The sequence below is a fragment of the Pseudomonas sp. MWU13-3659 genome (assembly GCF_023757525.1).
Taxonomy (GTDB): Bacteria; Pseudomonadota; Gammaproteobacteria; order Pseudomonadales; family Pseudomonadaceae; genus Aquipseudomonas; species Aquipseudomonas entomophila_E.
Map to the genome: position 1 here is coordinate 63,321 of NZ_JAMSHW010000008.1, position 14,582 is coordinate 77,902.

Consider the following 14,582-nt stretch of genomic DNA (forward strand, 5'->3'; position numbering starts at 1 on the left):
CACGATGCTGTGCCGAGCGGGGTGATCACCCGCAAGGGCCGCCTCGCTACCTGCTGGGACGCGAGGCGGCTCGGCCATGGCACCGGCCATGGCAGGATGCCGGGCCGGGGCAGGGGCGAGCCAGGTGGCATCGATCAATTGCTTTGAGTGAGTACCCGTGAGCGCCCAACCCCTCGTCAGTATCGCCATCCCCGCGTACAACCCCGAATTCTTCCGCAGCACGCTGGCCAGCGCGATTGCCCAGGACTACGCGAACCTGGAGGTCGTCGTCTGCGACGACAGCCCGGATGCGCAGGTCGAGACGATCTGCGATGAGCTGCGCGCCACCACCCACGTGCCTGTGCGCTATGTGCGCAACCCTGCGCGGCAAGGCTTTGCCCGCAACCTGCTGGTGTGCCTGGAGCATTCGTCCGGCGAGTTCATCAAGTTCCTCTGTGACGACGATACGCTGTTCGGGGCGTGCATCAGCCAGCAGGCCGCGATGCTGGGCGATTTGCCTCAAGTCAGCATGGTCATCTGCCAGCGCCTGCTGTGTGCCGCCGACGATGTACTGCTGCCGTCGCGTTCGCTGAACTTCGTCATCTCCATGTGCAGCGCGGTGCTCAATGGCAACGACTTGCTGGAGGGTATCTCCGACAACGGCGTCAATCTGTTCGGCGGGCTCAGCCATGCATTGTTCCGTCGCGAACAGGTCGAGGCTTACCTGCCGACCCTGGTGCAGGAAGGGCAAGGGTTCGCCGCACGCCTGGACTTGGCGCTCTACGCCTGCCTGTTGCGCCGCGGGCACCTGTGCAGCCTCGATCAGGTCTTGAGCCTGGAGCGCGTACACCCCGGGCGCCTGAGCCACCAGAGCAGCATGGTCAAGGTGTTCGATGCCGAGACCGATTGGCTGCTGCAGATGCTCCAGGGACGTACCGGCGAAGCCGCGCCGGCCGAGGGCTGGGTGCGCTACCTGCCGCTGGCCGACTACGTCGCCGACCCTGGGCAGAAATGGGACGAGCTCGATCTTCGCCGTCTGTTCACCGCGCAGATGGCCAACTTCAACCAGCAGGTCGGCACCCTCAGCCTGAGTTTCGACGAGCTCTACGCCGAATGGCTGGAATACCGTCGCCTGTCCGCGGGGCAGGAGCGCCTGCTGCCCAAGCGTATCGAGCAATGGCCCACCCAGCCGCGCATCGCGGCAGTGGTGTCCTGCCGCGATGGCGATGAAAAGGCCTTGCGCATCACCCTGGACAGCCTCGCCCAGCAATCCTTCCCGGCCCGTTGCATCCTGGTGCTCGCGCCCGAGGGCTTCGAGCTGGTGGTGCGGGATAACGTGCGCTACCTGACGCGTCGCGGCGCCGGTTTCGACCTGCTCAACCAGTGGCTTGCCGCTGACGGCCAGGCTGATTGGCTGTTCCTGTTGCACGCGGGTGATCGCCTGCACACCCACGCCCTGGTGATCATGGCCGAGCGCATGGCGCTGCGGGGCGAGGGCCTGTGCCTGTACCTCGATGAAGGCAGCAACGACAACCTCGCGCCCTCGGCGCCGATCTTCAAGCCGGACTTCAACCTCGACCTGATGCGCAGCCTGCCCTACGTCGGCCGCCTGCTGGCGTTCGACTGCGCGGCGCTGCGCGAGCTAGGCGGCTTCGACGTCGGCTTCGACGGCCTGGCGCCCCACGACCTGCTGTGGCGGCTGGTCGAGGCCCATGGCCTGCAGGTGGTGGAGCACATCGCCGAAGTGCTCGTGCAGTGCCAGTACCGCTATGCCGACTGGCTCGCCGAGCCGAGCGGGCATGTTCAAGCCCCGCGTGTGCTGGAGGCCCACCTGCGACGCCTGGGTGTGGAAGCCCAGGTGTCCGGCATCGAAGGCAGCATGATGACCCGGGTTACCTATCACCATGCGCAGGCCGCCGGTGTGTCGATCCTCATCCATGCCGGCGCCGACCTGGCGGTACTGACACGCTGCGTCGAGTCGCTGCTCACGAACACGGCGTACCGCGACTTCGAGCTGCTGCTGATCGCCAGTGCCGACACTTCGGCCGAGGTACGTGCCTGGTTGATCGGGTTGCAAGGGCTGGGCAGCGATCAGCTGCGAGTAGTCGAGGTGGCCGCCCAGGGTCTGGCCCAAAGTCTCAACGAAGGCAGCCTGCAGGCCCGTGGCGATTACCTGTTGCTGCTGGATGCCGGCTGCGTGCTGTTCGACGACCAGTGGCTCGTCGAGCTGATGCACCTGGGGCAGCGCCCGGAAGTCGGCATGGTCGGCCCCAAGCTGTTCGACGACAAAGGCACGATCGTTTCCGCCGGCCTGGTGCTGGGCATGCAAGGGACCGCGGGCAGCCCGTTCCTCGGCTGTGCGACGAGTGCGGACGGCTACATGAACCGCCTGCGCCTGGTGCAGAACTGGAGTGCGCTGAGCCTCGACTGCCTGCTGGTGCGGCGTGACCTGTTCGCCGAACTGGGTGGGCTGGATGCGGCCCACCTGCAAGGTTCCCTGTTCGATGCCGACCTGTGCCTGCGTGCGCGGACGGCAGGCTATCTTGCGGTGTGGACACCGTACTCGCGTGTGGCCCGGTTGCCGGTGCCTGCGCTCGAGCAGGCCGCGACGCCGAACCTGCAAGCCGACCGCGACCTGCTGCACGAGCGCTGGATGGCGTGGATCGCGCTCGACCCGGCCTACAATCGCCACCTCAGCCTGAAGCTGCCGAACTTCAATTTCGAGCCAGGCCTGCGCGGTGGCTGGGACCCGTTCATCGCCCGCGCCATGCCGTCGGTACTGGCGCTGCCCAGCAGCACCAACGCGACTGGGCAATACCGTGTGGTCCAGCCGTTCACCGACCTGGAGCAGGGGGGATGGATCCAGGGGCGAATCGATTTCAGCGCTCCAGGGCTGGTCGAGCTCGAACGGGAAAAGCCCGATGTGATGATCCTGCAGTGCCGCTACACGCCAGCGAACGTCAAGGATATCGAGCAGTACAAACGCTTTTCCAATGCGCGGCGCATCTACGAGCTGGATGACTACATCATCGAGCCACCGAAGAAGAACGACCACGCGCGCAACATGCCGAGCAACATACGTGAACTGGTCGGCCGCGCCATTTCCCTGTGCGACCGGGTGGTGGTGTCCACCGAGCCGTTGGCCGATGCCCTTTCGAGCATGCACCAGGACATCCGCGTGGTGCCCAACATGCTCGCCGCGCCGTTGTGGACGGGGCTGGTCAGCCAGCGCCAGAGCAGCGCGCGGCCACGGGTCGGCTGGGCGGGGGGCACCAGCCACCGTGGTGACCTGGAACTGCTGCTGGAAGTGATCAAGACCCTGGCCGGCGAGGTCGACTGGGTGTTCTTCGGCATGTGCCCGGAGATCCTGCGGCCCTATGTGAAAGAGTTCCACGCGGGCATCTCGTTCACCGAGTATCCGCGCAAGCTGGCCGGCCTCAACCTCGACCTGGCACTGGCGCCGCTGGAGCAGAACCTGTTCAACGACTGCAAGAGCAACCTGCGCCTGCTCGAGTACGGCGCGTGCGGTTTCCCGGTGATCTGCACCGACACCAAGGCCTATGCCGGCTACCTGCCGTGCACCCGGGTCCGCGAAAACACCACCGAGCAATGGCTGGAGGCGATCCGCATGCACCTGAGCGATCCGCTGGCCAGTTACCGCCAGGGGGATGCGCTGCGCGAAGCCGTGCTGCGCGACTACGTACTGAACGAACACCATCTGCAGCACTGGGCCAACGCCTGGCTGGCTGACTGAAACCGACAATCTGAACAGGTGCCTTATGACCGAAACTGCAATCGGCTCGCGTAACGAAGTGACCGTTGTCCTGCTGGGGCATGACCAGGCCGATCACCGCGCCCGCGCGCTCCACTACTATCGCCAGGCCGGGGTGCCGTGCCTTGGCCTGGAGCCGGTGCAGGGCAGCGAGTCGGGTGCCCAACTGGGCGAGCGCCTGGCGTCGGCCGTGGCGCAGGTCGGCACGCCGTTCGTGTGCCTGGCCCTGGATGCCGACTTCGTCCTGGCAGCGGCGCTGGACAATGCCGCCCGCTGCCTGCAAGCCCAGCCGCAGGCCGTGGCCGCGCAGGGGCATGCCCTGGCCTATACGGTCGGCAACGGTGAGCTGAGCTATCACCAGGTCGGCACGCCGTTCGCCGCACAGGCCGGGCAGGGTGCGCTGGAGCGCCTGCGCCACTACGCCAGCGCCGAACAGCAGGCCTGGCGCGCGGTACTGCGTGTCTCGACCCTGCAGGCGGCGCTGGCCGGGTTGCCGCAAGGGCTGGACCCTGCCGGATGGTGTGTGGCCTTGGCCTGCGCGATCCTGCTGCAGGGCGAGGTCGCCCACCTCGACCAGACCGACGTGGTCTGCGAGGCGCTGCCCGACACCCTGACCCAGGCCGAGCGCGAAGAGCGCCTGGTTCAGGTGGTGCGGATTCTGCGTCAGTGGGATGCTGAGCAGCAGGGCGCCTTTGCCAGTGACGATGGCTTCACCGCGCTCAATCGCTTCGTGCGCGACACCTGGAGCCAAGGGGCGCTGCCGTTGCTGTTCACCTCGCCGTGGAAAAGCATCAGCGACGCGCCGGAGCGCGAGTTCGAGCCACGCCAGTGCGTGCAGATGCCTTACTACAATGGCCCGCTGTTCGAGCGCCTGAACGCGCTGGAATTCCTCTGCCACGCCTGGCCGACCGGCGCGCGCCACCAGCATGCACTGGAAGGCGCCTGGGTTCGCCAGCGCGACCTGTTGATCGTGCACCCCAACGACACCGCCGAGACGCTGCAGCTGCGCTACTGGCAGGCAATGCGCCTGGGGCTGTTCAATCTCGAAGCGTGCCAGCGCCTGGCATCGACGCTGACCGCCGACGACAATGTCAATCAGGCCCGCGAGCTGAGCGACTGGATGGCACGCCTGGGCGAGGTGCCCGGCATCGATACGCGCGATCAGCTGGGCGGGACGCCGTCGGGTCGCGTGCTCGCCGCCATCGACGCGGCCACGCCGGACGCCGCCGCGCGCCAGCGAGTGCTTGAGCATCTGGCCAGCCACCCGGCGCCGCAGATCGCCTTCGTCGTGCTTGACCTGGAGCACGACGACCTGGCCCTGCAGACGACGTTCGACAGCCTGCTGGCCAGCGGCGTGCGCAACTTCAAGCTGGTTGTGCTCAAGGCGGGCAAGCCACCGGCGATCACCACGCCACGCGATACCCTGCATTTCATCCAGGTCACCGAAAGCAACTGGGCGACGCACCTGAACCAGGTCGTGCGGCAATTGCCGAGCGAGTGGCTGATGCTGCTCGAGGCCGGCGATGTGCTGCTGGCCGGCGGCCTGCTGCGCCTGTCGGTCGAGCTGGCCCAGGCGCCCGCCTGCCAGGCCATCGCCGCTGACGAAGTCCAGCGTGACGACGAGGGGCGCCTGCTGGTCGTGCGCCGCCCAGGCAGCGACCTCGACCTGCTGCGCAGCCAGCCTGGGCTGATGTCCCGGCATTGGCTGGTGCGTCGCCAGGCGGTGCTCGACCTGGACGGGTACAGCGAGTCCAATCGCCATGCACTGGAATACGACCTGTTGCTGCGCCTGGTCGAGAAGCACGGCGCGGGCAGCCTGGCGCACATGGACGAATACCTGGTGATCAGCCAGCAGCCTGCGCCGGCGCTTATCGAGGAAGCGCAGAAGGTGCTCAATCGGCACCTCACCCAGCTGGGCTATCGCGCCCAGGTCGGTGGACAAGGGGCTGCCGGGCTGACCGTCGACTTCCGCCACAGCGCCACGCCGCTGGTCAGCATCCTGCTGGTGGGCGAGGGCGACCAGGCGCGGCTGCAGGCCTGCCTGGCCGGTATCTTCCAGCGTACGCGCTACCCGCGTTACGAGGTGGTGCTGGCGCTGCCGGGGCAGCAGGCCGAGGCGCTGGCCGACCTGGCCCAGGCCTTTGGCAGTCGCCTGCGCCTGGTGGCCGGCGAGGCCGGCGCCTCCCGGGCACAGCTGCTCGACCTGGCGGCCACCCAGGCCCGGGGCGACTACCTGGTGCTGCTGTCGGAGCGTTGCCAGGTGATCACCCCGGCATGGATCGAGTCGCTGCTCAACGAGGCGCAGCGCCCGGAAGTCGGTGTTGTCGGCGCCAGCCTCTGGGCGGCGGACGGCACGCTGGTGCATGCCGGTTATGAATTGCTTGCCGGGCCGCAGGTCCATGCCCCGTGGCAGCGTTTGCCCTTCGAGCAGGTCGCCAAGGCGCAATGGCCGTTGTCGGTCCGCGGTTGCCCGGCGGTTTCCGATGAGTGCTTGATGCTCAGCCGCGAAGCCCTTGAGCATTGTGGTGGTGTGCAGGCCTCGGGCATCGACCTGTGCCTGGCCGTCAGCCAGTTGGGTTTGATGGTGGTGTGGACCCCGCGCGCGCAACTGCTCGCCAGTGGCCTGCCGGCTGAAGCGGCTGGCCTGGCGCCGGCGCTGGCCGAGCGTTGGCCCGCGGCGTTCCAGGGCTTCGCGCGCCTGGATCAGCCGGTGCACGATGCCGGTCGCAGCGCAGGGCCGCAATGGTTGGCGCAGCTGGATTGAATGGCGCGCTAATTGCAAAAAAGCCGGGCTCAGCCCGGCTTTTTCATTGATGCCGGCAAATTATTGACAGGGCGCCACAGGTACGGTCAGGCCGCACGGATGGCGCCCTGCTTGCCCTGACCCTGGAGTCCGTACCCGATGTCGAACGCTGCGCAGTTGGACGCTCACTCGCTCGAACAGGCGTTGTCACGCCTGCGGCTGATGTTTGCCAAGCCCGAGCACCCTTACTACCTCCTTGCGCCCGCCTACCGCGACACCTCGTCCGGCATCGTCTCGATGCACTACCTCTGCCATATGCTCAACCTCAGTGGGCGCGAGGCGTACATCTGCGGCACCGATGTGGTCAACCCGGATCTCAAGACGCCTTTGCACGATCCTGCGGTCGTCCAGCGTCACCTGGCGCAGGGCAAGGTGCCGATCGCGATCTACCCCGAGGTGACCAGCGGCAACCCGCTCGGCTGTTCGGTGGTGGCGCGCTACATGCTGAACTTCGAAAGCTTCATCACCGGCAAGGGCATGGAGGCGACGGCCGACGACCTGATCTTCTATTACGCCGAGCGCCTGGCCGAGGCGCGTGGCGATGTCAACGTCGACCTGCTTTGCCTGCCGGCCCTCGACATCTCGCTGTTCACCGCCGCGCCAGCGGGCACCGTGCGCGAAGGGGCCTACCTCTACCAGAACAGGCACCCGCTCGAGCAGATCGACTACACGCAACTGCCTGTCGATATCCAGTTGCTGCGCGTGGCCAATGCCTTGACCTTGCCGGAGCTGGCCGATGTATTCCGTCGGGCCGAGGTGCTGTACACCTACGAATGGTCCATGACCTGCGTGATTGCCGCGCTGTGCGGCTGCCCGGTGATCTTCATGCCGGGGTACGGGGTGGACCAGCAGGTGCTCGACACCAGTTTCTTCGGCAGTGTCGGTTTCGCCATGTTCGACCAGCCCGATGCGCTCGAGCGGGCCCGGGCGAGCGTCGGCGGCGCCTTGCAGCGTTATGTGGAGCGTACGGCGTCGTTCTGGCAGCAGCTGGACACCTTCATCGCCAAGACCCAGGCGGCGGCCAGTCGCGAGGCGGCCGGCAATCGACGCGGCATGCTCGACTGGCTGCGTCAACGCTACCCGCGGCCTGGGCAACTGGCGCGCCTGAACGAATGCCTGGCCGGGCCGCAGGCACCGAGCCTTGCGGTGCTGGTGCTTGATCGAGGTGACCGGGCGGCCTTGCTGCATACGCTGGAAAGCCTGGATCGCGGCTTGTATCGCAACCTTCAGGTGCATGTGCTGGGCGAGCACGACCCTGGCCGCGTCAATGTCCAGTGGCAGGCCTGTGATCCACGCCAGCCGCTGCCGGCGATCAATGCGGTGCTGGAACGAAGCACGGGGGGCTGGTGCCTGCTGGTCGAGGCGGGCGAGACCTTGATCGCCAGTGGCCTGCTGGCGATGGCGGTGAACCTGCTCGATGCCCCGCCGGGCTGCCTGGCGGTCTACGGCGACGAAGGCCTGCGCCAGGCCGACGGCGTGGTTGATATCGCCTTGCGCCCGGACCTGAATCTGGACTTGCTGTTGGCCAATCCCGCGGGTCTGTCCCGCCATTGGCTCTACCGTCGCGATGCGCTGCTGCAAGCAGGTGGTTTCATGGCGGGGCATGGCCAGGCCTTCGAGCTGGGCTATCAGCTCGGCCTGCTCGCTGAGCATGGGTTGGGGTGCGTAGGGCATGTCGCCGAGCCACTGTTGATTGCCCTGGCCGGGCACGCGCAAGTGGGTGACGACGAGCGCGTGGTCATCGAGCGGCACCTGGGCATGCGGGGCTATGACCAGGCAGCGGTGATCGCGCAGGAGGGCGGCTATCGCATCGACTATGGCCACGCGCGCCAGGCATCGGTCAGCATCCTGGTCCACCTCGATGGGCAGTTGGTGCAGTTCCAGCGTTGCCTGGAAAGCCTGCTGACGCAGACGACCCATCCCGAGTACGAGGTGCTGCTGGTCGAGCCCGGCAATGACGATCCCGCCTTGCTGGAGTGGCTGGAGATGGTCGAGCGTATCGGCGAGGGGCGCTTCCAGGTGCTGCGCTTCATGCCCGGCCAGCCACGGGCGGCCCTGTTCAATGCGGCCGCCCAGGAGGCGCGTGGCGAATACCTGGTCTGGCTCGATGGGCGCAACGCGGTGCTGGATGGCGATTGGTTGCCGGCATTGCTCAACCACGGCCAGCGCGCCGAAGTGGGGGTGGTGGGGGGCAAGCTGCTCAGCGGTGATGGCGCGGTGCGTCAGGCTGGCCTGGTGCTGGGCCTGGGCGGGAGCGCCGCAGGCGCCTTCAGCGGATTGCCGGCCCAGGCCGCAGGCTACATGGGCAGGCTTGGCTTCGATCAGAATTGCTCGGCGGTCGGGGGCGGTTGCCTGATGCTGAGGCGGGAACTGTTCCTCGAAGCCGGTGGTTTCGACACCGACCCGCTGCTCGAGCCCTGGATCGATGTCGACCTGTGCCTGCGCCTGCGCGAGGCCGGTTACCTGAACGTTTTCACGCCCTACGCGCGGTTGCTGTCGGAGGCGCCGCTGGCGGCTCACGCCAGTGCCGAGCAGGAGGATGCGCTGTATGCGCGCTGGCTGGCGCAACTGGCCCATGATCCGGCGTACAACAGCAACTTGTCGTTGCGGCGCGGCAAGGGCTTCGGCCTGGACAGCAACGACCTGAGCTGGCATCCGTTGCAGGGCAGGGCAACGAGGGTGCTGGCCTGCGTATCCGAGCAGCCGGGCGAGGCGCTTTCGCGCCTGGTTCATCCGCTGGCGGCGCTGTGCGAGGGCGGCCAGGCCGAAGGCGCCGCCATCACTGGCTTGCTGACGCCCGTGGAGCTGGAGCGTTTCGCACCCACCAGTGTTGTCCTGCAGCGTCCTCTGGATGATGCCGGGCTGCAGGCGTTGCGTCGCCTGAGTGCTTTCTCCCAGGCGTTCAAGGTCTACGACCTGGATGGCTACCTGCCGCAAATGCGGCTGGCGGCTGACTTCGATGCCGAGCAACTGTTGCAGCGCCTGCGCATCGGCCTGATGCAGGTCGACCGGGTGCTGGTGCCCACGCCTGCCTTGGCCGAGTTGCTGCAGGGGCAGCACGACGATGTGCGGGTGGTGGAAGCGGGCTTGCCGGACAGTTGGGGGCGACTGAAGGGCGAGCGGCGCGTGAGCGCGCTGCCGCGGCTGGGCTGGCAGGCCGGCAAGGACGATGCGCTGTTGGCCGATGTGGTACCGGCATTGGCCGGTGAAGTCGAATGGGTGGTGCTGGGTGAGTGCCCGGCCAGCCTCAGGCCGTTTGTCAGCGAGGTACGTCCGCAGGTCGAGCCGTATCAGCTGGGCATGGCCCTGGCCGACTTGAACCTCGACCTGGCGCTCGTGCCCATGGCGCAGTCTTTGGGCAACGCCTGCTCCGGTGACATGCGTATCCTGCAGCATGCCGCCTGCGGCCATCCGGTGATCTGCAGCCGGGTGCCGGGCTTCACCGGTGGCGATGCCCTGCCGCTGTCGCGGGTGGACAACCAGGCCGCCGACTGGCTCCAGGCGATTCGCCTGCACCTGTCGGACCGTGATGCGTCCGCTGCGCTGGGCGACGCTTTGCAGGCGGCGGTGCGCGCGCAGTGGCTGCTCGAAGGTGAGCGCCTGGACGCCTGGCGACGCGCCTGGCTGCCTGACTGAGAGGCGTGCGGCGGACCGATCGAGGGTGCATGCCTCGTTCAGTCCGCCTGTGCCGAGTGCCGCCGAGGCGCTCTGTGTGCGACCGCTCGAGCCGTACTTCCGGCCATTCGACAAATTGCGCGTGACTTCAGAGTCACTACGCGCATCTTCACTGTTATATTGTCGAAAACCTGGAGCCGCCGTCGCGCATCCGAAAAAACCGCACAGGGACCGGAAACCCCCGGATTCCCTGGCGTTTTGCTGTTGTGGGCGCCGTGGCTACTTCGCTGTTACTGAACGGGAAGCCATATGATTGGCATTAAAAGCATCGCCAGTTACCTGCCGACTGAAGGGGTAGACAACTACGCCCAGGGCGCGAAATTCGGCAAGGATCAGGATTTCATCTTCGGCAAGATCGGTTCGACCTTCCTGCCGCGCAAGGATGGCACCCAGGAAACCTCGGACCTGTGTGTCGAGGCCGCCAAGGCGCTGTTCGCCGCCAACCCGGCATTCGATCCGGCCAGTGTCGATGTGGTGATCGTCGTCACCCAGAACGGTGATGCCGAAGGCTTGCCGCACACAGCCGCCATCGTCCAGCACAAGCTGGGCCTGTCCACGCAAGTCGCGGCATTCGATGTCTCCCTGGGTTGCTCCGGCTATGTCTATGGCCTGTATGCCATGAAAGGCTTCATGGAGGCCGCGGGCCTGAAGAACGGTCTGTTGATCACCGCCGACCCCTATTCGAAGATCGTCGACCCCGAAGACCGCAATACCACCATGCTGTTCGGCGATGCCGCCACCGCGACCTGGATGGGCGAGGGTGCTGCCTGGCAGCTGGGCAAGTCGCTGTTCGGCAGCGATGGCGCCGGTGCCGAACACCTGCGCACCACCGATGGCAAGTTCTTCATGAACGGCCGTCAGGTCTACAACTTCGCCCTGGTCAAGGTGCCTGCGCACCTGCAGCAGTTGCTCGACGTGAGCCAGCTGCGCGCCGAGCAGATCGACCTGTTCTGCCTGCACCAGGGCAGCGCGGCGATCGTCGACGCCGTCTCCCAGCGTTTCGACGACGGTGCGCACCGGGCTAAATTCGTCAAGGACATGCTCGAAACCGGCAATACCGTGTCGTCGAGCATCCCGCTGCTGCTGGAGAAACACGTGCTCGGCTCGCAGCACAAGCGTGTGGCGCTCAGTGGCTTCGGCGTCGGCCTGTCGTGGGGTTCGGCGATCATCGAGCGCGCCGACTGACCTGCTTGCCATTAAAGAAAGCGCCCACCGCAATCCGGTCGGCGCTTTTTTTGTGCCTGTGATTCGGGGCGTATCGCTCTACCGCAAGGCCTTTCGCGTGATGGATTTCTGGCGTCAAAGCCTTGATTTCATTGAGGTGGCAGGGTGCCAGTAAAAAAATTCGCAAAAGGCGCTAAAGCAAACTGCCCCGACGACGATAACCATTACGAAGGTTCTCTAGGCCACATAACCGGCGAATTGCCAAGGCCGGAAGCCGTAGTACCCAATCCAACGAGGAATTCGTCATGGCTTTGACTGTAAACACCAACACCACCTCTCTGGGCGTTCAGAAGAACCTGAACCGTGCTTCCGACGCACTGAGCACTTCGATGACCCGTCTGTCCTCCGGCCTGAAAATCAACAGCGCCAAAGACGACGCCGCCGGCCTGCAGATCGCTACCCGCATGACCTCGCAGATCCGTGGTCAGACCATGGCTATCAAAAACGCCAACGACGGTATCTCCATCGCCCAGACCGCTGAAGGCGCGATGCAAGAGCAGACCAACATCCTGCAGCGTATGCGCGAACTGGCCCTGCAATCGCGAAACGACTCCAACAGCCAGACCGACCGTGACGCTCTGGACAAAGAGTTCCAGTCGATGCTGAAAGAGATCGACCGTATCGCTGACAGCACCCAGCTGAACGGCAAGAACCTGCTGGACGGTTCCGCTGGCGCCATGACCTTCCAGGTCGGCTCCAACACCGGTACCGCCAACCAGATCACCATCACCCTCAGCGCTGCCATGAAAACCACCGGTACTGGCGCTGCCCTGACCGCTCTGGCTGGCAAGAGCATCACCGGTGCCAACAGCACCGCCGCCGAAGCCACCTTCAGCGCCGCCATGGACGCTATCGGTAGCGCTCTGGACGCGATCAACGCCACCCGTGCCGACCTGGGTGCCAACCAGAACCGTCTGACCAGCACCATCAACAACCTGCAGAACATCAACGAGAACGCCGAAGCCGCTCGTGGCCGTGTACAGGACACCGACTTCGCTGCTGAAACTGCCCAGCTGACCAAGCAGCAGACCCTGCAGCAAGCTTCGACCTCGGTTCTGGCTCAAGCCAACCAGCTGCCATCGGCAGTCCTGAAGCTGCTGGGCTAATCTGCCTGATAGCTGATGGCGGGGGAGTGCCCTTCGGGCGCTTCCCCGCCTTTTCATTGTGAGGTGGTAGACATGGATATGAGCCTCAAGCTGAACCTGTCTTACCCGGCCGCACGTACGGCCGAGCAGGTTGCCGAGAAACCGGTTACCCGGTCGACCGAGGTTTCCCCGGATGGCGAGCAGAAAAAAGACCCGGTCAAGGTGAATGCCACCGACAAGGTCAAGGATGCCGTCTCCGAGATCGAGAAATTCCTGAAAGAGACCCGACGCAATCTGGAGTTCGTCACTGACGAAGAATCTGGCAAGATCGTGGTCAAAGTCATCGCCAGCGAGACCGGTGAGCTGATCCGGCAACTTCCTTCGGAAGAAGCCCTGCGTATCGCCCACAGCCTCAGCGATGTCAAAAGTGTTCTGTTCGACGCCAAGGTCTGACCGGCGGCGAACACCCAATGATGTGAATCATGTCAGCCTTGCAGGAGTGGGGCTGACGCGTTGATGAGAGGGACAACAGCATGGCAAGCCCCATTATTCCAAGCACGGGCCAGGGCTACGGGCTCGAGATTGGCAAGATCGTCGATGCGTTGGTGAAGGCCGACACCTCGGCCAAGTCCAATCAGATTGCCCGGCAGTCGAGCAACAACTCGGCGATGCTCTCGGGTATCGGCTCCCTGCGTAGCGCGTTGACGGCATTCCAGGATGCCATGAAGAAGCTCAACGACAAGGATGCTCCCTCCTTCAACGCCTTCGCGGGTACTTCCGCGAATGAAAACGTGGTCAAGGTCAAGTCGAGCAACACCGCGGTGCCCGGCACCTACGACATCAGGGTCGACAAGCTTGCCACGTCTTCCAAGGTCGCCAGCCAGCAATTCGCCGGTGGCGCCTCTTCGGCGATCAGTGCCGGCGAGATGACCATCAGCCAGGGCGGCAAGGATTACAAGATCACTGTCGCCAGCGGCGCCACGCTGCAGAGCGTGCGTGACCAGATCAACAAGGAAATGAGCGCCAAGGGCATCACCGCCAACATCATCAACGAGGCGGGTGGTTCGCGCCTGGTGTTCGGTTCCACCACCACGGGCGCGGGTAGTGATATTTCCGTCAGTGGCATCCCGGAACTGGCCATCGATGGCACCCAGAAGATTTCCGGTACTGGTGCAGGCTACATCACCGATAAAGCGCAGGATGCCGAGTTCACGATTGACGGCCTGAAGCTGACCAGCCCCAAGAACACGGTCGATAACGCGATCAGCGGCCTGACCCTGGAGCTCACGGGTGTTACCGCTCCTGGTGCGGCCACCGGCGCCAAGGTGACCGTGGCGCTGGACAACGATGGGCTGCGCAAGTCGGTGCAGTCGTTCGTCGATGCCTACAACACGCTGCAAAAGGCCGTCACGGCCTTGACCACGCCGACCAAGGACTCCAGTGGCAACGTCACCAGCCTGGGCCCGTTGACCAACGACCCGACCACGCGTTCGTTGCTGGGCGATGTGCGCAAGGTGCTGGCCGAAGTCGGTAACGGCGACAGGCTGACCACGCTGAGCCAGCTGGGTATCAACACCCAGAAGGACGGTACGCTGGAGTTCAACAGCACCAAGTTCTCCTCGGCGCTGAACGACAAGAAGCTCGGCCCGGATATCCAGCAGCTGTTCACCGGCACCAACGGCCTGTTCGAGCGCATGAACAAGGCGATCGACCCGTACAACTCGACGGGTGGTTCGCTGGATTCGCGCAAGAGCAACCTGGACAAGGCGGCCAAGAGCCTGCTCGACCAGCAGGCGGCCCTGGATCGTCGCACCGAGACCCTGACTGCGTCGCTGACCAAGAAGTACGCGGCCCTGGATGCGGCGCTGGCGAAGGTGAAGAAGCAGGGCGAGCAGATCGTCTCCATCTTCGAGGCGATCAACGCCCAGGCGAAGAAGTAACTGATCGCTGCTGACAAAGCCCGGCGGCACCGAACAGGTGCCCCGGGCTTCATTGTTTGACGGCTAAAGTTTTTTGACGTGACGGCGATACAAGGGTATATGCA

The 14,582-nt window shown here is 65.2% G+C and carries 7 protein-coding genes; all 7 read left to right on the top strand.

What is annotated here, in order from left to right; all coding sequences use genetic code 11:
• Positions 1-157 precede the first annotated feature (157 nt).
• The 7 genes from NGM28_RS12330 to fliD all read left to right on the top strand — a co-directional run bounded on the left by NGM28_RS12330 (position 158) and on the right by fliD (position 14,478).
• A complete protein-coding gene (locus NGM28_RS12330; protein WP_252090375.1) occupies positions 158-3,733 on the top strand; it encodes a glycosyltransferase in 3,576 nt (1,191 codons plus the stop codon).
• A 25-nt stretch (positions 3,734-3,758) separates the two neighbouring features.
• On the top strand, positions 3,759-6,515 hold the full coding sequence (locus NGM28_RS12335) for a glycosyltransferase family 2 protein (protein WP_252090376.1): 2,757 nt from the start codon (positions 3,759-3,761) through the stop codon (positions 6,513-6,515).
• A 138-nt stretch (positions 6,516-6,653) separates the two neighbouring features.
• On the top strand, positions 6,654-10,190 hold the full coding sequence (locus tag NGM28_RS12340) for a glycosyltransferase (RefSeq protein ID WP_252090377.1): 3,537 nt from the start codon (positions 6,654-6,656) through the stop codon (positions 10,188-10,190).
• A gap of 288 nt (positions 10,191-10,478) precedes the next feature.
• On the top strand, positions 10,479-11,414 hold the full coding sequence (locus tag NGM28_RS12345; RefSeq protein ID WP_240064276.1) for a ketoacyl-ACP synthase III: 936 nt from the start codon (positions 10,479-10,481) through the stop codon (positions 11,412-11,414).
• 284 nt (positions 11,415-11,698) lie between these two features.
• Positions 11,699-12,559, top strand: a complete 861-nt coding sequence (locus tag NGM28_RS12350) for a flagellin domain-containing protein (protein WP_011534918.1) — start codon at positions 11,699-11,701, stop codon at positions 12,557-12,559.
• Positions 12,560-12,631: 72 nt separating this feature from the next.
• Positions 12,632-12,991, top strand: coding sequence for a flagellar protein FlaG (locus NGM28_RS12355; RefSeq protein WP_011534917.1), 360 nt, complete (start codon positions 12,632-12,634; stop codon positions 12,989-12,991).
• A gap of 80 nt (positions 12,992-13,071) precedes the next feature.
• Entirely contained in the window at positions 13,072-14,478 is a 1,407-nt protein-coding gene (fliD, locus tag NGM28_RS12360; protein WP_240064275.1) for a flagellar filament capping protein FliD, read from the top strand.
• Positions 14,479-14,582 lie beyond the last annotated feature (104 nt).